The following is a 17780-nucleotide window of genomic DNA, read 5'->3' as shown; positions in this document are numbered from 1 at the left end:
GATGCTGCTCGCAGCCGATGTCGGCAATACCAACGTGGTCTTCGCCCTATTTGACGGGCGCGAGATCAAGACCCGCTGGCGCATCGCCACGGATCCGCGCCGAACAGGCGACGAATACGCAGTGTGGCTGCTCCAGCTGCTCGAAATCGAAGGCTATTCGCGCGAGGACGTGACCCAGATCATCATCGGTTCCGTCGTCCCGCGTTCAATCCACAATCTCACCGTTCTGGCCGAGAAATACTTCGACGTAACGCCGCTGATCGCGGGGCAGGGCAGGGCCGAATGGGGGATCGAGATCGACGTCGATCTGCCGAGTTCGCTTGGTGCAGATCGCGCGCTCAATGCCATCGCCGCGCACAAGAAGTGGGAGGGCGACCTCATTGTGGTCGATTTCGGCACTGCGACGACCTTTGATGCCGTCGATTTCAAGGGTGCCTACAAGGGCGGCATCATTGCACCCGGCATCAACCTTTCACTCGATGCGCTGGTCGGAAATACCGCAAAGCTGCCGCGGATCGCCATCCAGAAACCGACCAGTAACTCGGTCATTGGCCGCAACACCGAAGACCAGATGCTGATCGGGGTGTTCTGGGGCTATGTCGCCTTGATCGAAGGACTCATCGAGCGAATGAAGAAGGAAATCGGTCGTCCGGCAAAGGTTGTCGCAACGGGAGGTCTTGCCCTCCTGTTCGACGAGCACACCGAGCTGTTTGACGAAGTCGACAGCGACCTGACTTTGGACGGGCTGGCCATCCTTGCGGAGCGCTGCGCTTGAAGGAAGATTTCACCCCGGAAGACGAACTGCTGTTCCTGGCCCTCGGCGGGTCGGGCGAGATCGGCATGAACGTGAACCTTTACGGCTGCCAGGGCCGCTGGATCATGGTGGATCTCGGTATGACCTTCTCGGGTGACCAGTATCCTGGCGTTGATCTCGTTTTCGCCGACCTGGAGTTCATCGAGGAGCGCTCGGACAAGCTCGACGCCATCGTCCTGACCCATGCACACGAGGACCACATCGGCGCCGTGCCCTATTTTGCCGTCGACCTCGGCGTGCCGATCTACGCGACGCCGTTCACGGCTGACCTGGTCATGCGCAAGCTCGAGGAAGCGGGGATCGCCGAAGACATCGAACTCCATGTGATCGAGGACGATCACGGTTCTTTCCAGGTGGGTCCGTTTGGCATCACCTATATCCCGCTCGCGCACTCGATCGCCGAGGGCAATGCTCTACTGATCGAAACGCCCCACGGCCGCATCTTCCATACCGGCGACTGGAAGCTCGACGAAGATCCCATAATCGGCGAGCCAACCACCGAGGAAGAACTCACTGCCATCGGCGACGAGGGTGTTCTGGCGCTGGTCTGCGACAGCACCAATGTCTTCAATCCGGCTCCGAGCGGCTCGGAAGGTGCCGTCTACAAGGGCCTGCTTGAGGAAGTCGGGAGGCACTCGGGGAAGCGCGTGCTGGTCACGACTTTCGCCAGCAATGTCGCTCGTCTCCAGACTCTGGGCGAGGTTGCGCGAGAGACCGGGCGCAAGGTCTGCGTCGCAGGGCGATCGCTCGACCGCATCATCGAGGTGGCGCAGGACAATGGCTATCTCACCGATTTCCCCGAACCGGTCGACTTCGACACGGCCATGCGCCTGCCGCGTGGCGAAGTGCTGATCCTCGCCACAGGCGGGCAGGGCGAGCCAAGAGCCGCGCTTGCCCGCATCGCCGAGGAGAACCATCCGCTCGAGCTATCCGCAGGCGATGTCGTGCTGTTTTCCAGCCGGCAGATCCCGGGCAATGAAATCTCCATCGGCGTAGTCCAGAACCGTCTGGCCGCTCGCGGCATTACCATGGTCACCGACCGGCAGAGCATGATCCATGTTTCGGGTCACCCTGGGCGACCGGAACTTGAGGCGCTCTACGGATGGCTGCGCCCCGACATCCTCGTGCCCGTTCATGGCGAGATGCGCCACATGCAGGAGCAGGGACGACTCGGAAAATCGACGGGAATCCCGGCGCAGGTCGTGCAGCAGAACGGCGATCTCGTACGCCTCGCGCCGGGGGCGCCAGGCAAGATTGCCGAGGTAAGGGCAGGGCGGCTCGTCCTGGACGGCGACATCATCGTGCCGGCAGACGGTGAAGCGATTGCCATGCGGCGCCGGATCATGCGCGAAGGTGTGGTTATCGTGGCGCTCGACGGCAATCTCAACCCTCGCATCGACAGCCTCGGCCTCCCGCTGGACGAGGACTATCCCGAGTTCATCGCGGAGGCACAGAACGACATCAGCGAGGCGCTCGGCAAGCTGAAGGGCAAGGACCGCAAGGAGCCGGGATCGATCCACGAAGCGGCAAGGCTCGCGGCCCGCCGTGCGGCACAGCGCTGGTCGGGCAAGCGTCCGCAGGTTCGCGTCATCCTCCCCAACATGTGAGCCGGCCATGCAGTGGACCAGTATCCTCGCGATCTATTTTCTCTTCCTCGTCTTCAGCGCATTCCTGCTGCTGCCGTTCGGGGTGAAAACCCATGACGAGGTCGGCGTGGAAAAGATCCCCGGACAGGCCGATAGCGCGCCGGTCGATTTTCGTCCGGGCCGCCTGATGCTGCGCGCAATGATAATCGCGGCGGTTCTGACAACCGCCTACGTCCTCAATTACATCAATGGCTGGATCGTCCCGCAGGACCTGATCTTCTTCGGTCCCGACGCCCGCTGAGGTTCTACTGCCGCAGGCGTTCCAGTGCCTGCGCCATCGCCACGTAGAGCTTGCCCATGTCGCTCGACAGCAGCGTCACGCTCAGCGCGTGACCGTCGCGGGTCGAAAGCATGGTGCGCAGCATCGATTCGAAGTCATGGATGTAGCGGCTGACATGCTCGCGGAAATCGTGGTCGGTGTCGTAAAGCTCGGCAATCTCGCGCGCCTCGGTGTTGTCCAGCAGTCGTACCGCACGGCGAGTGAAGATGCCGCGATCCCCACGCAGGTAGCTCGCCCAGGCGGTGTCGGTTACCTCGGTGCTCAGCGCCTTGGCGATGTCAATGGCATTCGAGTTCAGGCTCTCGGTAATTAGCGCCACACGGCGCGAAAAGTCGTTCCCGACCTCCTCGCTCGCACGTTCGCGTGCCTGCGCAATGCGGCTTTCCAGATTGCCGGTCAGCTCGTTCACCTTGGCCAGCTGGTCGCGCATCATACGGATTGTTTCACGACCAGCATTGGTCGAACGGGCCGTCGCCTCGTCGATCTTGCCCAGCGCCTGTTCGGTATGTTCGGCCAGCGCGCGATCGATGGCCTGCGCGCTTTGTTCGCCGACACGGTCGGCGATCTTCGCAAGGCGATCCCCCTGCTCGGTCTCGATCGCCGCAATCGCGTCGCGAGCGCTGCTTTCGAGTTGTTCGATCGCTGCGCGCAGTTCGTTCTTGGCTCTTTCGGCAACGGCCTCATTCTCGCTGCCCAGTGCAGAAACGCTGTCTCGCAAGCGCTCGATGCTGCCAATTTGCGCGGTTGCGGTTTCGGCGAACCGGGACTGGAATGCCTCGATTTCAGCAATTGCGGAGCGGGCCCGCTGGTCGGTCAGCTCCATGCTTGCCGCAGCATCGGAGCCCGCAGCGCCGGCAGTTTCGAGGAGAGCCTTGATATCCCGGGCGCGTGTTTCGATTGCAGTGAGGCGCTGTTCGCTCGATGCCATTGCTTCGGGCAGGATTTCGCGACCCTGCTTGGCACTCGCCTGGATGAGTTCGAGAAGTCGCACGCTTGCGTCGGTAAGTGCGGCAACCGCCATGTCTGTGCCATCGAGTGCCTCGCGGCTTTCCGACAGCTTAGCGTTCAGTGCGTCCACGCTTTCGGCGATCGCACCGCTGGCTTCGCGGCCTTGGCTTTCGGCCTTGGCAAAGCTCGTACCCAGCTCGGCCAGGCGGGCCGTGAGGTTTTCGCCTTCACGCACGAGCGCCTGGGCGCTTTCGGAATGCGAGCGCTGGCGATCCTCGAGCGCGGCGTCGAGAGTCTCGAGGCGCGAACGCATCGCGGCGATGGCCGCCTGCTCGGCCTCCTCGAGTTCGACCCGACGCTTAGCATTCTGTTCGTCGAAGGCGCGGTTGCGCTCGGTGATCCGCTCATCGACCGCAGTTGCCTCCTCGAACAACGCCTTGAGCTTGGCGTTGGCGGCAACCAAGGCGGATTCGTCGATCTTGCGGATTTCCTCGATAGCTTCGCGAAGACGGTGGGCCATCGCGTCGACCTGACTGCCCCACGCTTCGATAGCCGCCTTCTCGCCGTCTCTCACACCGATAGAGATGCGTGTGGATTCCAGCTGTAGGCTCTGGATGCGTTCGCGCAGGGTAGCGAGCGCGGCCTCGTGTTCCGCATCGGCAGCCACGCGCGCCGATTCCAGTTCGGCACGAAGCGCATCGGCGCGCGCGCGGATCGAAGCGAGGGCATCGACTTCGCGGCTGTCGAGGTCGGCACGGAAAACCTCGCTCTGTTCGCGCAAGGTGGCAAAGCGTGCGTCGGCGACGGTGCCCAGCTGTTCGGTCTGATCGGTGAACGCTTCAAGCGCTTCATCGACGCGAGTGCGCAGCGAAGTAACCTGGCGTTCGCTCGCGGCTCCAAAGTCGTTGAGGCGCTTGAAGCCTTCGATCAATTCGTCGACCTGCGACTTGGCGGTCCGTCCGGCACTGCCGATCTGGTTCGAGACGTCTTTCGCGGAATTGGCGAGGACCGGGAGGTTGTCACGCAGCCGGTCCATGTTCTCGAGCGCGGTTTCGCTGACCTTGGCGATGGCGTCGACCTGCTCACCATTGTGCCTGATAAGGCCCTGGAGGCGATCGGCATTCTCGGAAATCCGTTCGGAGGCCGATCGGCCGAGGTATTCGAGATCGCGCGTCTGCGAGGTCAGGAATTCACGCGCCAGGCTGAGTTCGCGGTTCACAGTGACGAGTCGTTCCTCGAGCCGCGCCGATTCTTCGCGCAGCGACAAGGCTACCTCGCCGTAACGTTGGGCCTCGCGGGTAGAGTTGCGCATAGCGAGGAGCCACAATGAAACAACCAGCAGAACGGGAATTGCCCAAGAGGTAATCCAGCCACTCCATTCCTGGGCGGTCGCACCTGCGAACATCGCGGCACTGTTTGCCCAGACGTAGAAAGCGGTCCATGCGGCGATGGCCACGATTGCGACCGTAGGGGCAATCCACTGCCGAGAAGGCGTTTCCTTTTCCTCCTCCCAAACCTCCGTCGCCTCGTAGATATCGTCTGAGGTTTCCTCGACAACCTCCTCGGTAAGAAGGATTTCATCGGTTGACGACGAGTCCCCATCGGAGACGGCCTGGATCAGTGAGCGCTTTCTCATGAGCGTGAAGCTATCACGAAAACGACATGCTTAAACCCACTTTAACTCTTTGGCTGGCATGGTTTGCGACCAATGACTTACCAGCAGGGACCCTTTCTCGCGGCGCTTGGCGCAGCATCCGGTGATGACCCGGCGCTGCAGGCCGAGCTGCGTGCTGCTTTTGTCGAGAGCGTGGAGCGGCAGCTGGACCTGCTGCGCCGCGCCCGTTGCGACGGCAACTGGAGCGTTGCCGCGCAAAGGCTCCACGCCATTGCCGGAAGTTTCCATGTCGAGGAACTGCGCCAGTTGGCCGATGATGCGCAGAGTGCTGCCCCCGGTGAGCCTACGATCCTGACGAGGCTGGCCGAACTGGTGACCGAGTTGCGCATCGAAGCCTGAGGGTAAGGCCGCCTTTGGGCTGGCTCTTGTGCCTCTGGATACTTAGAACACCGGCAAACACCACCACGGGTCGTTGAAGAAGCTGCCGGAGCACGACTTGCGCGTCGCCCTCTTGTCCACACTAGACCATTCGCCCGCGTTGGGACGGATTCGGCCTGCATTCCGCCATTTTGCAGGTTCGCGGATCATCGAAAGGCAGGTCGACCTCGCCCTGGCTGCCGATTGCGGGACGATTGCTTGCCTCGTCGATGGAATCGGGCGCGAAGTGATCGAGGCCCAGAAACGCGCCGAAGCCGCAGGCGTCCGTTTCGTCGCCATGCAGGAAACCCGCCCACTTTCCGGACTTGTATCGGCCGCGGACGAGATATTCGTTGTGGGTGCGGGACTGCTTCCCGCCGACGAGGTCGTGCTCAAACACTCTGTGCGTCCATCAGTGCTGGTCTTCCCCGCTGAGGACGCCGTGCCGCTGGGATATGAGCGTATCGACGCCGAATTCGCCTGGGCGGGAGTGTTCCTCGCGCATGGCAGTGCGGTCGAAAGGCTGGCGGAACTTCCACCTGACGCGGATGTCATTTCGGCCTTGTTGCGCATTGCGCTGCAATCGGGGGTACGAATCCAGCCGATAGAGAAGCGCCTCCTTGACGAGGGCAGGTGGCATCTCGACCCGACGGCCGAGCAGCTCGACGAGCGCGAACAGCAATGGATCCGCGATCACGCGGCTGCTGCCAGCTTCGCCGCACCTGGCCTTGCAGTATCCGAACGTATTGGAGCGCGACTGGCGAAGGACGTGCTGGGCGGGCGTTGGGCACGCGTACCTGCCATTTTGGCGGGCCTTTCGGGCGTCGTAGCCATGTCGCTGGCCCTGCTCGGATGGGAGATCACTGCGCTGGGCTTCGGTGCCCTGATGGCCATGCTGGGCTCAGCTGGTGAAACGGTCGAGCGAATTGCCCTGGCAGGCCAGGCCGCAGCGAAGCGCTCTGCATTGGCGAGGACGATCGACTGGCTGACCGATCCGGTTCTCGCCATCCTTATCGCCCTTGCATCGCCCGAAGATACCGAATGGCTGCGATTGTTCGTCCCTGTTGTCCTTTTCGGCCTGCTCCGGCTTGGCCACCGCACGGTAAGGTTCAGATTTCGCGAGACATATCGTGATCGGGTGGCGCTTTCACTACTGCTGCTACCCGCGGCATTCCTCGGTATAGTGCAGCCGGTGACCGCCGTTCTAGTGCTATTGGTGATGCTGTCGCTTTTCTTCGCCCCGACAAGCGGCGAATAACGGCGAATTAACCATGCAAGTGCTAGTGCAAGCCCATGAAGATGCACGACCCCGTGCCTGAGTCCGGCGAGAAGACCCGGACAGCGGCTCTGCGCGATGAATTGGCGCAGGGTAACGCCATGCTCGCACGCGTTGCACCTATCCTCTCGCATCTCCTGGCGACACCCGACCATTCGTTGTTCAGTGACGAGCTGGTCGCGCGTATTCGGGGCATGTGCCACGACATGGCATGGCAAATCCTGCGTGCGCAGGCCGAAGCTACTGGAGAGAAGGGAAGGGACGCCTTTGCCGACCGCCATGGCGAGGATCTTGCCGAACATTTCTTTGCCAGCCCCGCGATACTTTCGCACTGCCATGCGCTTGCGCTCGAGTGGCAGCTGAGCGAGCGCATGGAGCAGCAGTACGGGATCGATCCCGTGTTGTCGCCATTGCTGCAGGAGCTGATCGCCTCTCCCGACAGCAGTCAGGCGAGCGCCGCCATGGCTGCGCTGGCAACACAAGCGCGTTTTGCACAGGCGCAGCGCCGGATGGAGCTGCCGCTCTCAGAATTGCCCGGCGACCTGTTCCACGCCCTGCTGCTGGCCTGGCGCTCCTTCAACGGGCAGCGTCGCTCGGACGCGATGATCCGGGCGGAAGCCAAACTGCGCAACGGCTATGACGAGAGCACCAATCGTCTTGCCCTGCTGGCTCGCCTCGTCTCCGGGATGGCCGACGATGCGACCGCCGCACTCGATGTAACGGGCGCGGGCGTTGCACTTTTCCTGACCGCACTTGGTGCGCGTTCCGGACAGTCACGCGGCATGGCTGTCCTCTCCACCAACGAGAAGCAGGTCTTGAGGCTTGCGCTTGGTCTGAGGGCCGCAGGGCTTTCGCGCGAACAGTTGGAAATCGAGGTCATGCGACTGCATCCTCAGGCCGATCCCCAGCGAGTGATTGGCGAGATTACGCCTTCGGAAGCTGCACAACTGCTGGCCGAAGCCGGCTCGTTGGGGGTGAGCTGAGATGGCCACTGTCGGAACTCGCTATATCGCCCATGGGCGGGCAGATGCCGAAGGTCGCCTCGTAGAGGCCCAGGAACCTTTGGCAGGCCTGCAGGAGGCCTGCGGGGGGCGGGTTGGCGAAACCATTGCCGTTCCCGAATTGCTGTCGCTGGTCGAAAAGGCGCGGCACTACGGATTGCGCCTCGCGCGCCAGTTCTCGGCAGTCGACGGCGATAACCGGATCACGGCGTGGGTCGAATTGGCACCCGAGTTCGATGAGCAAGGCAATTTTGCCGCCTGTGCCATCGATGTCGTCAACTGGAATAGCGAGGAGCTGCCGCCCGAGAACGAACTGGACGCCGCCCGCCGCCGGGTCGAAATCAATCGTCACCTTGCAGACTGCACGGCTCGTCTGGACCCCAAGCAAGGCATTCTGTCGGTCGTGACGGAAGCGCAGGACCTCGCGCAATTCGTCGAGGCGACGCGCGATGCGATAGGGCGCCCGTGGACAGACTTCGTCACCCTGCCGGGAAACAGCCATGAACAGCCGCTCCATTGGCGGCTTCTCGACGGCGCTCGCTGCCAAATCGGGGGGTCCTTGCGCGAATGGACTGCCCATCTCGAGCCGCTCGGCCAGATGGAGCCGGGCAGCGCCGGCTTCGTGCTCTACCTCACGGCATCCTCGCCAGAACCCGTTGCGGGAGAGAGCGCGTCGCCCAGCGGGATCGAGGGTGCCTCTTTCGGTCGCGACCTGACGCCGGTCCTGCGGCAGCCCATCAATCGCATCATCGCCAATGCCGAGACCATACGGACCAAGCTCGCCGGCCCTATTGCCGATGAATACAGTTCCTATGCCGCAGACATTGCCACGGCGGCGCAGCACCTTCTCGCTCTGATCGACGATCTTTCGGACCTGGAAGTCGTGGAATCGGACGAATTCGTAACCGCGCCCGACCGCATAGAGCTGGCCGATGTAGCGCGGCGCGCCTGTGGCATCCTCGGGGTGCGTGCGCAGGAGAAGGGTATCACGCTGGTGCCGCCGGTCGAAGGCGAGAGCCAGTTGGCCATCGCCGAGTTTCGCCGTGTCCTGCAGATCCTGCTCAACCTTGTCGGCAATGCGATCCGCTATTCACCTGATCAGAGCCAGGTCTGGATACGTCTCGACCGGGTCGGCAACCGGGCGCTGATTACCGTGGCCGACCAGGGCATGGGGCTCGACCAGAACCAGCAGTCCAAGGTGTTCGAGAAGTTCGAGCGTCTTGGCCGCAGCGGCGATGGCGGCTCGGGCCTCGGCCTCTACATCTCGCGTCGTATCGCACGGGCGATGGATGGCGACCTCACTGTCGAAAGTGCGCCGGGGCAGGGCGCGCGGTTCACGCTCTCGGTACCCGCAGCCGACGACATGCGTGGCGAGATCCGCGACGGCCCCGGCAAGGATGTGCCGCGCGCGGACGACGAAAACGGTGGCTGAAACGAAAAAGGGGCGCCGAAGCACCCCTTGATCGTTTTCCTGCTCTTGCGATCAGCGCTGGCCGATGGGCACGTAATCGCGTTCCGTCGGACCAGTGTAGAGCTGGCGCGGACGACCGATGACCTGGCCGGGATCGGAAATCATCTCGTTCCACTGCGCGACCCAGCCCACGGTGCGGGCAAGGGCGAAAAGCACGGTGAACATCGTTGTCGGGAAACCGATCGCGTTGAGGATGATGCCCGAGTAGAAATCGACGTTCGGGAAAAGCTTCTTTTCCTTGAAGTAGTCGTCGCTGAGCGCGAGCTCCTCGAGCCGCAGCGCGGTTTCGAAAACCGGGTCATTGACGTTGAGCGCTTCGAACACCTCGCGCAGCGTCTGCTGCATGACCGTCGCACGCGGATCGTAGTTCTTGTAGACGCGGTGGCCGAAGCCCATCAGGCGGAAAGGATCGTTCTTGTCCTTGGCGCGCTCGGTGTAGTGCGGGATGCGATCGGGTGAACCGATCTCCTGCAGCATGTTGAGCGCTGCTTCGTTGGCACCGCCATGCGCCGGACCCCACAGGCACGCGATGCCGGCGGCGATACAGGCGAAGGGGTTGGCGCCCGACGAGCCGGCAAGGCGGACGGTCGAGGTCGACGCGTTCTGTTCGTGGTCGGCATGGAGGATGAAGATACGATCCATTGCACGCTCGATGGCGGGATGGATTTCGTATTCCTCGGCCGGCACGCCGAAGGTCATGCGCAGGAAGTTGCCGGTGTAGCTGAGATCGTTCTTCGGATAGAGGAACGGCTGACCGATGGAGTACTTGTACGCCATCGCGGCGATCGTCGGCATCTTGGCGATCAGGCGGTGACTGCTGATCTTGCGGTGCTCCGGATCGGAGATGTCGGTGCTGTCGTGATAAAATGCCGACAGGGCGCCGACCACGCCGCACATCACGGCCATCGGGTGCGCGTCGCGACGGAAGCCGCGATAGAATGTCGCAAGCTGCTCGTGCAGCATCGTATGGCGACTGATCGTCCAGGTGAAGTCGTCCAGTTCCTTCTGCGAGGGCAACTCGCCATTGAGCAGAAGGTAGCTGACCTCCATGAAGCTCGAATGCTCGGCCAGCTGGCCGATCGGATAGCCGCGGTGGAGCAGGACGCCCTCTTCACCGTCGATATAGGTCAGCGCGCTCTCGCAGCTCGCGGTCGACTTGTAGCCGGGATCGTAAGTGAATGCGCCGGTCTCGCCGTACAGCTTGCGGATGTCGATGACATCGGGTCCGACGCTGCCTTCAAGAACCGGGAATTGGTGGGTCGTGCCACCGAGATCGAGAGTTGCCTGCTTGTCGGCCACGCGTTTCTCCTCAAACTTCCTTTGCTGCTTCTGCCGAGCGGGCCTGCGCGTCGATCCGCGCGAGCGCCTCATCCCTTCCCAGCAGGACCAGCACATCGAAAATACCGGGCGACGTTGTCGTACCGGTCAATGCTGCGCGCATGGGCTGCGCGAGCTTGCCGAGACCCAATCCAAGCGTCTCCGCATACGATTTCGTAGTGGCTTCAAGTCCCTCGATTGTCCAGTCATTTTGCAGGTGCAGCATTTTTGACAGGCCGGAAAGAAGTTCCCGTGCATTGTCGTCCAGAAGTTCCGCCGCCTTCTCAGTCATCGTCAGCGGCCGCTTTGCGAAGAGAAATGCAGCACCTTCAGCAAGTTCATTGGTGGACTTCGCACGCAGCTTCAGGACGGGCATGGCCCTGGTGAGCAATTCCACATCCGCCTTCGGACCGATCTTTTCGGCCACGATCAGCGCCAGGCGTCGGTCATCGGCCTCGCGGATGTAGTGACCGTTGAGGTTCTGCAGCTTCTTGATGTCGAAGCGCGCCGGGCCCTTGCCGACACCGTCGAGATCGAAAAGCTCGACGGCTTCCTCCTTGGTGATCTCCTCGCGGTCGCCATGGCCCCAACCGAGACGCAGCAGGTAGTTGAAAAGCGCCTCGGGAAGCACGCCTTCCTCGTCGCGATAGGCCTCGACACCGACTGCGCCGTGACGCTTCGACATCTTCGCGCCATCGGGGCCGTGGATCAGCGGCACGTGGGCGTAGACCGGATCCGGCCAGTTGCCCTCGATGGCGTTCATGGCGCGGATGATTGGCAGCTGGCGGAACGCGTTGTTGATGTGGTCGTCGCCGCGAATGATGTGAGTGACTCCCATGTCATGGTCGTCCACCACCACCGCCAGCATGTAGGTCGGCGTGCCGTCCGAACGCAGCAGGATGTAGTCGTCGATCTCGCTGTTCTGGACGGTGATCCTGCCCTGGACCGCATCGTCGATTGTGGTCGCGCCTTCGGTCGGCACCTTCAGGCGGATAACGTAGGGCGCACCCGCCGGAGCTTCCGACGGATCGCGGTCGCGCCAGCGGCGGTCATAGCGCAAGGGCCGCTTGGCGGCTCGCTGCTGCTGGCGCATTTCCTCCAGTTCCTCGGGCGTGGCGAAGCACTTGTAGGCATGGCTGGCAGCGAGAAGCTGGTGGGCAACCTCGGCATGACGCTCCGCGCGATCAGACTGGAACATGGGCGCATCGTCGAAATCGAGACCGAGCCAGTCGAGCCCTTCGATGATCTTGTCGATCGCGTCCTGCGTGCTGCGCTTGCGGTCGGTGTCCTCGATCCGCAGCAGCACGCGGCCACCATGATGGCGGGCATAGAGCCAGTTGAAGAGCGCCGTGCGCGCACCGCCGATATGGAGATATCCGGTGGGCGAGGGAGCGAAGCGGGTGACGACCTGTCCGGCAGTCTTTCCGGCGCCGCTCACACTATCGCTTGCCATTGTCTCTCGCTTCCTTTCAAACACTTACATGGCGACGCGGGGGACGCCCTTGATACCGATGGGGGAGGCGGACGATCACGTCCGTCGGGTCGTGCCGCGCCCTTGGCGCATGCGCGCGCTCTTGTCCAGATTCGCGGAGGGTGCGGAAGGGTTGCTCGCGTCGGCCAGGTTCGATCGCGGGCCATGGATTACCGTTGGTTTCGCAGCAGGTATCGGGGCTTGGTTCGGTCTCGCCTCGCCTTGGCAATGGTTGGCGGCCATGGGCATGCTGGCCCTCCTTTCCGCGGGTGCGATTGCATTGTGGCGGAGCCGGGATGGGCGCGCTCACCTGCTCTATGCCACGGTTGCCGTTGCTGTGGCGATTGTAGTCGGCATCGCGGTTGTCTGGCTGCGCTCGGAGATGATCGGGGCCGAGCCCATCGCTGCACCGCGCTTCGAGCGAATGGACGCCCGGATAATCGAACGCGATGAACAGCCGGCGGAGGGAAGGGTGCGCCTTACAGTCGCGGCGAGTGATCCGGAGACCGGCAGGGCGCTTGCTTATCGCATAAACCTTCCCCTTGAGCGGGACTCCTCGGCCTTCCGGGAGGGCGCAAGGATACGCTTTGCCGCGCGCATGATGCCGCCGGCACCGCCGATCGTTCCAAGGGCCTACAATTTCGCCCGGCGTGCCTGGTTCGACGGATTGTCTGCGACGGGTGCGGTGGTCGGCGATGTGGAACTGGTCGAGAGCCCTGGGGAGGGAAGTGCGAAGCTCGCTGGAGTACAGCGAGGCCTTTCCGAATTCGTGCGGGCCCGGCTTTCCGGAGGGGCCGGGTCTATTGCAGCTACTCTTGCGAGCGGAGATCGCGGGGCCATCTCCGAAGCGGACGAGGAGGCCATGCGCGATGCTGGCCTGACGCACCTGCTTTCGATCAGCGGATTGCATGTCAGTGCAGTCATCGCGGCTGCATATGTCCTGACCTTGCGGCTGCTTGCGCTGTGGCCATGGCTGGCCCTGCGCGTCCGTCTGCCATTGGTGGCGGCGGTTGTCGGTGCGGGAATGGGGATCGCATATACATTGCTGACAGGCGCGGAGGTGCCGACTGTTCGCAGCTGTATCGGGGCAGTGCTGGTGCTGATCGCATTGGCATTGGGGCGCGAGCCTTTGTCCATGCGCATGGTCGCAGTGGCAGCGCTGGCAGTCCTGTTACTGTGGCCGGAATCTCTCGTCGGGCCGAGCTTCCAGATGAGCTTCGCCGCCGTGATCGCCATCGTAGCGCTGCACAACTGCGAGCCGGTGAAGCTATTCCTAACTCCCCGCGAGGAGGGGCTAATACGCAAATGGGGCAGGCGCCTGGTCATGCTGTTCGTGACCGGAATGGTCATCGAACTGGCGCTGATGCCGGTTGTGTTGTTCCACTTTCACCGTGCGGGGGTGTACGGCGCATTTGCCAATTTGCTGGCAATTCCCTTGGTGACCTTTGTTTCCATGCCGCTGGTCGCTTTGGCCCTGATGCTCGATGTGGTTGGAGCCGGGGCACCGGTCTGGTGGCTTGCTGGCAAGTCGATCGAGGGCTTGCTTGCCATCGCGCATTTCGTGGCCGACCAGCCAGGGGCCGTGCGGCTTTCGCCCCCGGTTCCCCTGACGGCTATGCTTCTCTTCGTTGCCGGGGCGCTGTGGTTGGCGCTGTGGCACGGTACCAAGAGATTGTGGGGGTTGGTCCCGGTCATGGTTGGAACGCTTTGGATGCTGGTCGCCCCGATGCCCGACGTGCTGGTGACGCGCGACGGGCAGGACCTTGGCATCGTGGAAGCGGGAGAAACGCTGATCGTCCTGCGCGAAAGCAAGGGGGGCTACGCGCGGGACAACCTCATGGAGATCGCCGCAACAAGGAGCGAGCCCATTGCTCTAGCGGACTGGCACAAGGCGAGATGTAGCGATGACTTCTGCATCGTGACGATCGAGCGATCGCGGCGCGATTGGCGATTGCTGATCGCCCGGAGCCGTAACCTGATCGAGGAAAGAGCGCTGGCGACCGCCTGCGCACAAGTCGATATCGTAATCGCGCAGAGATACCTTCCGCGCTCGTGCAAACCGCGATGGGTGCGGATCGATCGGCGCTTTCTCGATCAGGAGGGTGGAACTGCCCTCTACCTTTCTGGCGAACGGATCGAAACGGTCGCCCAAGCAGAAGGCGGGCATGGCTGGTGGTCACCGCACGAGCGAATCTGGAAGAAGGACGGCGCGCCTTTCCCGAAAGAAGAGCGCGCCGCAAGCAGTCCCGCTAAGACATTTGCCGGACACTGAGCTTCTTTCGAGCGCAGTGTCGTCTCCGGTCAATGGTAGCGTCGTAGCAGACCTGCGAGTTTGCCCTGAACCTTGACCCGATGCGGTTCGTAGATCTGCGGCTCGTAGGCCCCATTCGCCGGATCGAGCCGAACACGACCCGCCTCACGGCGCAGGTACTTGAGCGTCGCCTCCTCGTTGTCGACAAGGGCCACGACGATCTCTCCGTCACGAGCACTGTCCGTGCGGCGGACGAGGGCGAAGTCACCGTCGAAAATACCTGCCTCGATCATCGAGTCACCGGACACCTCGAGCGCATAGTGTTCACCCGGACCGAGCAGTGCAGCTGGGACAGGCATGCTCGACTGACCTTCGATGGCCTCGATCGGCGCGCCCGCGGCAATGCGGCCGTGGAGCGGGACCTCGATGATGTCGTTGGCCGGAGCTGGGGCCGGAGCGCGAGGTGCGGCAGCAGCGATGACCGCGTCATTTGCAGCCCGCGGCCGTGACGCGCTGGTTACGGCGTCTTCCGGAAGCTTCACGACTTCCAGCGCACGAGCCCGGTTGGGCAGGCGCCGGATGAACCCGCGTTCCTCAAGCGCGGAGATCAGGCGGTGGACGCCGGACTTGCTCTTGAGGTCGAGCGCCTCCTTCATTTCTTCGAAGCTGGGCGAAATTCCCGTCTCCTCCAGCTTCTGCTGGATGAAGCGGATCAACTCGTGCTGCTTGGCGGTCAGCATGACTGCGAAACTCCCGTGTCGCCTGTTCACAACCGTGTGAACGAATGTGGAACAATTAGGCAACCCGAATCGCCAAGTCAAGCAATTCAGCCATTTTCGAGCTATCGGGTGTGGAACAAGTGTTCGTGGTACGTCCCGCTAGCCGCAAAGCAGTGCGCGCGTTGCAGATGCGACGTCGCCCTGTCGCATCAGGCTCTCGCCGACGAGAAAGCTGCGCACCCCGGCACTAGCGAGCCGAACACAATCGGCATGCGTTGCGATACCGCTTTCCCCTACCAGCAAGGTGCCCTCTGGCGCCAGGGGAGCCAGACTTTCGGTAGTCGCGAGGTCGGTGACGAACGTCCGCAGATCGCGATTATTGACTCCGATAAGGCGCGATTCGAGCGCTGACGCTCGCTCCATTTCGGATTCGTCGTGAACCTCGACAAGCACGTCCATGCCATGTTCAATCGCGGCCGCTTCGATTTCACGCATTTCCGCATCCTCGAGGGCTGCGACAATGATTAGGATTGCGTCCGCTCCGATTGCACGCGCTTCGGTGACTTGCCACGGGTCGACCATGAAATCCTTGCGCAGGACGGGAAGGTCGCAAGCAGCGCGGGCCGCGACTAGATAATCCTCGTGCCCCTGGAAGTACGGCGCGTCGGTAAGGACGGAGAGGCATGCCGCACCACCCGCGGCATAGTCGCGTGCGTGCTGGGCGGGATGGAAGTCTTCCCGGATCAATCCCTTGGACGGCGAAGCTTTCTTCACTTCTGCGATCAGTCCGAAGCCTTCTGCCTGCGCTTTCTCAAGTGACGCCCTGAAACCGCGAGGTGCGGATTGCTCGCTGGCCAATGCCGCAAGTTCGGCAAGTGAACGCATCGCCTTGCGCGCTGCAACTTCCTCGCGCTTGGTGGCGCAGATTTCGAGGAGCTTGTTCATCGGGCCATCTCGATCCAGCGCGAGAGAAGGGACTTCGTCGCTCCCGAATCCAATGCTTCGGCCGCCAGCTCAGCACCCTCGGCCCAGTCGTCAGTACGCCCGGCGACCATCAGCGCGGCGGCGGAATTGAACTTCACCGTCTCGCGATAGGCGCTTTGTTCGCCGTCGAGCAGCGCGGCCAGTGCCTTCGCATTATGTGCCGGATCCCCGCCACGGATCGCCTCGAGCGGAGCGTGATCCAATCCCGCCATGGTCGCATCGACGCGCTTCATGGCAAATTCGTGCCCGGTTACGTCCGCCATCTCGTTGCCTCCGGCGAGGCTCAGCTCGTCCAGCCCCTCGTCGCCCGAGACGATGAAGGTTCGCTCCGTGCCAAGGCGTGCGGTCGCATCGCCATAGATCGAGACGTAGCCTGGGCGCGCGATGCCGATCAGCTGGCGCTTGATCCCGACCGGATTCGACAACGGACCCATGAGGTTGAAGATCGTCCGCCGGCCCAGTTGCTTGCGAATTGGCTGGATGCGCACCATCGCCGGGTGGTGGTTGGGTGCGAAGAGGAAGCAGATGCCGAGTTCGGCCAGCGTCTTTTCCGCAGTCCGCCCTGCTGCCGCCATGTCGAGCCCGAGTACTTCGAGCGTGTCGGCCACACCCGAAAGCGAGGAAATCGCCCGGTTTCCATGTCGCGCTACAGGCACGCCGCAGGAAGCAACCACCAAGCCAACGGCGGTCGAGACGTTGAGCGTGTGGTGCCCGTCGCCACCGGTGCCGCATACGTCGATCGCGTTGCCCGGCCCGGCCACGGGGATGTAGCGCGCTCGCAAGGCCCGCGCCGCGCCGGCGATCTCGTCGGCAGTCTCGCTGCGCTCGGTCATGGCGAGGAGGAAGCGGGCGATCTCCTCGTCGCTGGCATCGCCGTCGAGGATCCAGCCGAAGACCTCCTCGGCCTCGCTTTCGGTCATGTGCGGAACGGCAAGCGGCAGGTGCTTCATGCGATTTCGCGCGCCTCGATCCCGCAGAGCGCGAGGAAGTTCGCGAGCAGGGCATGGCCGTGCTCGGTGGCGATGCTCTCGGGGTGAAACTGCACGCCGTGGATCGGCAGTTCCCGGTGGCGGAATCCCATTACGCTGCTGCCGTCGAGTCCGGGCGTCTCGCTGGTTGCATTCACTAGCAGCTCGTCGGGAATGTCCTCGACCACCAGCGAGTGATAACGGGTAGCAGTGAAAGGTGACGGCAGTCCGGCGAAGACGCCGCTGCCGTCATGCGTCACGGGTGACGTCTTGCCATGCATCAGCCCGCCGCGGACCACATTGCCGCCAAAGTGCTGCCCTATGGACTGGTGTCCGAGACATACGCCGAGCAACGGCTTTCCGGCATCGGCGCATGCCGCCACGAGGTCGAGACTGACGCCGGCCTCGTTCGGCGTGCATGGCCCCGGCGAGATCAGGAACCCGGCAGCGCCGCTCGAAATCGCCTGGCCGGCCGAAATGGCGTCATTGCGAACCACCTCCACGCCTGCGCCCAGCTCCATCAGGTAATGGACAAGGTTGAAGGTGAAGCTGTCGTAATTGTCTATGACAAGGATGGTACGGCTGTCGGTCATTCGTGGCGT

15 protein-coding genes are annotated in these 17780 nt (G+C 62.9%); 8 read left to right on the top strand and 7 right to left on the bottom strand.

All coding sequences use genetic code 11. From position 1 onward, the window contains the following. The first annotated feature begins 1 nt into the window (after position 1). Genes RAM60_RS05970 through RAM60_RS05960 form a run of 3 tightly spaced genes read left to right on the top strand, consistent with a single transcriptional unit; the run spans position 2 to position 2701 of the window. Positions 2 to 775: a type III pantothenate kinase gene (locus RAM60_RS05970; RefSeq protein ID WP_200983885.1), complete on the top strand. Its 774-nt coding sequence runs from the start codon at positions 2 to 4 to the stop codon at positions 773 to 775. Next, on the top strand, positions 772 to 2421 hold the full coding sequence (locus tag RAM60_RS05965) for a ribonuclease J (protein ID WP_369025166.1): 1650 nt from the start codon (positions 772 to 774) through the stop codon (positions 2419 to 2421). The genes RAM60_RS05970 and RAM60_RS05965 overlap by 4 nt, the downstream gene beginning before the upstream one ends. 7 nt (positions 2422 to 2428) lie before the next feature. Continuing rightward, a complete protein-coding gene (locus RAM60_RS05960) occupies positions 2429 to 2701 on the top strand; it encodes a DUF1467 family protein (RefSeq protein ID WP_369025167.1) in 273 nt (90 codons plus the stop codon). Positions 2702 to 2705: 4 nt separating this feature from the next. On the opposite strand, the gene RAM60_RS05955 is transcribed toward RAM60_RS05960, so the two are convergent. Continuing rightward, positions 2706 to 5324 carry a coiled-coil domain-containing protein gene (locus tag RAM60_RS05955; protein ID WP_369025168.1) on the bottom strand — a complete coding sequence of 873 codons (2619 nt, stop codon included), beginning with the start codon at positions 5322 to 5324 and terminating at the stop codon, positions 2706 to 2708. A 72-nt stretch (positions 5325 to 5396) separates the two neighbouring features. Here RAM60_RS05955 and RAM60_RS05950 point away from each other — a divergent pair, with 72 nt between their 5' ends. The 4 genes from RAM60_RS05950 (at position 5397) to RAM60_RS05935 (ending at position 9429) form a co-directional block, all read left to right on the top strand. Further along, positions 5397 to 5702: an Hpt domain-containing protein gene (locus RAM60_RS05950; protein WP_200983881.1), complete on the top strand. Its 306-nt coding sequence runs from the start codon at positions 5397 to 5399 to the stop codon at positions 5700 to 5702. Positions 5703 to 5775: 73 nt separating this feature from the next. Further along, positions 5776 to 6978: a hypothetical protein gene (locus RAM60_RS05945; RefSeq protein WP_510640341.1), complete on the top strand. Its 1203-nt coding sequence runs from the start codon at positions 5776 to 5778 to the stop codon at positions 6976 to 6978. A 35-nt stretch (positions 6979 to 7013) separates the two neighbouring features. Beyond that, positions 7014 to 7979: a hypothetical protein gene (locus tag RAM60_RS05940; protein WP_369025170.1), complete on the top strand. Its 966-nt coding sequence runs from the start codon at positions 7014 to 7016 to the stop codon at positions 7977 to 7979. A 1-nt stretch (position 7980) separates the two neighbouring features. Further along, the gene (locus RAM60_RS05935) at positions 7981 to 9429 is read left to right on the top strand and encodes a sensor histidine kinase (RefSeq protein ID WP_369025171.1); all 1449 of its coding nucleotides are present in this window, start codon (positions 7981 to 7983) and stop codon (positions 9427 to 9429) included. Positions 9430 to 9480: 51 nt separating this feature from the next. Here the strand turns inward: RAM60_RS05935 and RAM60_RS05930 are convergent, their stop codons facing one another. Further along, positions 9481 to 10767 (bottom strand): citrate synthase, encoded by a 1287-nt coding sequence (locus tag RAM60_RS05930; RefSeq protein WP_369025172.1) that lies wholly within the window; start codon positions 10765 to 10767, stop codon positions 9481 to 9483. A 10-nt stretch (positions 10768 to 10777) separates the two neighbouring features. Next, positions 10778 to 12238 (bottom strand): glutamate--tRNA ligase, encoded by a 1461-nt coding sequence (gltX, locus tag RAM60_RS05925; protein ID WP_369025173.1) that lies wholly within the window; start codon positions 12236 to 12238, stop codon positions 10778 to 10780. Positions 12239 to 12359: 121 nt separating this feature from the next. Between gltX and RAM60_RS05920 the strand changes: the two genes are divergently transcribed. Continuing rightward, positions 12360 to 14528 (top strand): ComEC/Rec2 family competence protein, encoded by a 2169-nt coding sequence (locus RAM60_RS05920; protein ID WP_369025174.1) that lies wholly within the window; start codon positions 12360 to 12362, stop codon positions 14526 to 14528. Between the two features lie 29 nt (positions 14529 to 14557). Here RAM60_RS05920 and lexA read toward each other — a convergent pair whose 3' ends face one another. The 4 genes from lexA to RAM60_RS05900 all read right to left on the bottom strand — a co-directional run bounded on the left by lexA (position 14558) and on the right by RAM60_RS05900 (position 17771). Then, positions 14558 to 15247, bottom strand: a complete 690-nt coding sequence (gene lexA / locus RAM60_RS05915; RefSeq protein WP_369025175.1) for a transcriptional repressor LexA — start codon at positions 15245 to 15247, stop codon at positions 14558 to 14560. 138 nt (positions 15248 to 15385) lie between these two features. Further along, a complete protein-coding gene (trpC, locus tag RAM60_RS05910) occupies positions 15386 to 16171 on the bottom strand; it encodes an indole-3-glycerol phosphate synthase TrpC (RefSeq protein WP_369025176.1) in 786 nt (261 codons plus the stop codon). Next, on the bottom strand, positions 16168 to 17160 hold the full coding sequence (gene trpD / locus RAM60_RS05905) for an anthranilate phosphoribosyltransferase (protein WP_369025177.1): 993 nt from the start codon (positions 17158 to 17160) through the stop codon (positions 16168 to 16170). Before trpD ends, trpC begins: the two co-directional genes overlap by 4 nt. Beyond that, on the bottom strand, positions 17157 to 17771 hold the full coding sequence (locus tag RAM60_RS05900; protein ID WP_369025178.1) for an anthranilate synthase component II: 615 nt from the start codon (positions 17769 to 17771) through the stop codon (positions 17157 to 17159). Before RAM60_RS05900 ends, trpD begins: the two co-directional genes overlap by 4 nt. Positions 17772 to 17780 lie beyond the last annotated feature (9 nt).

The organism is Qipengyuania sp. RANM35, from assembly GCF_041021145.2.
Lineage (GTDB): Bacteria > Pseudomonadota > Alphaproteobacteria > Sphingomonadales > Sphingomonadaceae > Qipengyuania > Qipengyuania soli.
Note: the sequence above shows the minus strand (reverse complement) of the source record. Positions and strands in the feature narration are given on the sequence as shown.

Excerpts from the sequence above, each read along its gene's own strand:
- RAM60_RS05970 (WP_200983885.1), top strand. The coding sequence starts at position 2 with ATGCTGCTCGCAGCCGATGTCGGCAATACCAACGTGGTCTTCGCCCTA.
- RAM60_RS05960 (WP_369025167.1), top strand. The coding sequence starts at position 2,429 with ATGCAGTGGACCAGTATCCTCGCGATCTATTTTCTCTTCCTCGTCTTC.
- RAM60_RS05955 (WP_369025168.1), bottom strand. The coding sequence starts at position 5,324 with ATGAGAAAGCGCTCACTGATCCAGGCCGTCTCCGATGGGGACTCGTCG.
- RAM60_RS05950 (WP_200983881.1), top strand. The coding sequence starts at position 5,397 with ATGACTTACCAGCAGGGACCCTTTCTCGCGGCGCTTGGCGCAGCATCC.
- RAM60_RS05940 (WP_369025170.1), top strand. The coding sequence starts at position 7,014 with ATGAAGATGCACGACCCCGTGCCTGAGTCCGGCGAGAAGACCCGGACA.
- RAM60_RS05935 (WP_369025171.1), top strand. The coding sequence starts at position 7,981 with ATGGCCACTGTCGGAACTCGCTATATCGCCCATGGGCGGGCAGATGCC.
- gltX (WP_369025173.1), bottom strand. The coding sequence starts at position 12,238 with ATGGCAAGCGATAGTGTGAGCGGCGCCGGAAAGACTGCCGGACAGGTC.
- lexA (WP_369025175.1), bottom strand. The coding sequence starts at position 15,247 with ATGCTGACCGCCAAGCAGCACGAGTTGATCCGCTTCATCCAGCAGAAG.
- trpC (WP_369025176.1), bottom strand. The coding sequence starts at position 16,171 with ATGAACAAGCTCCTCGAAATCTGCGCCACCAAGCGCGAGGAAGTTGCA.
- trpD (WP_369025177.1), bottom strand. The coding sequence starts at position 17,160 with ATGAAGCACCTGCCGCTTGCCGTTCCGCACATGACCGAAAGCGAGGCC.
- RAM60_RS05900 (WP_369025178.1), bottom strand. The coding sequence starts at position 17,771 with ATGACCGACAGCCGTACCATCCTTGTCATAGACAATTACGACAGCTTC.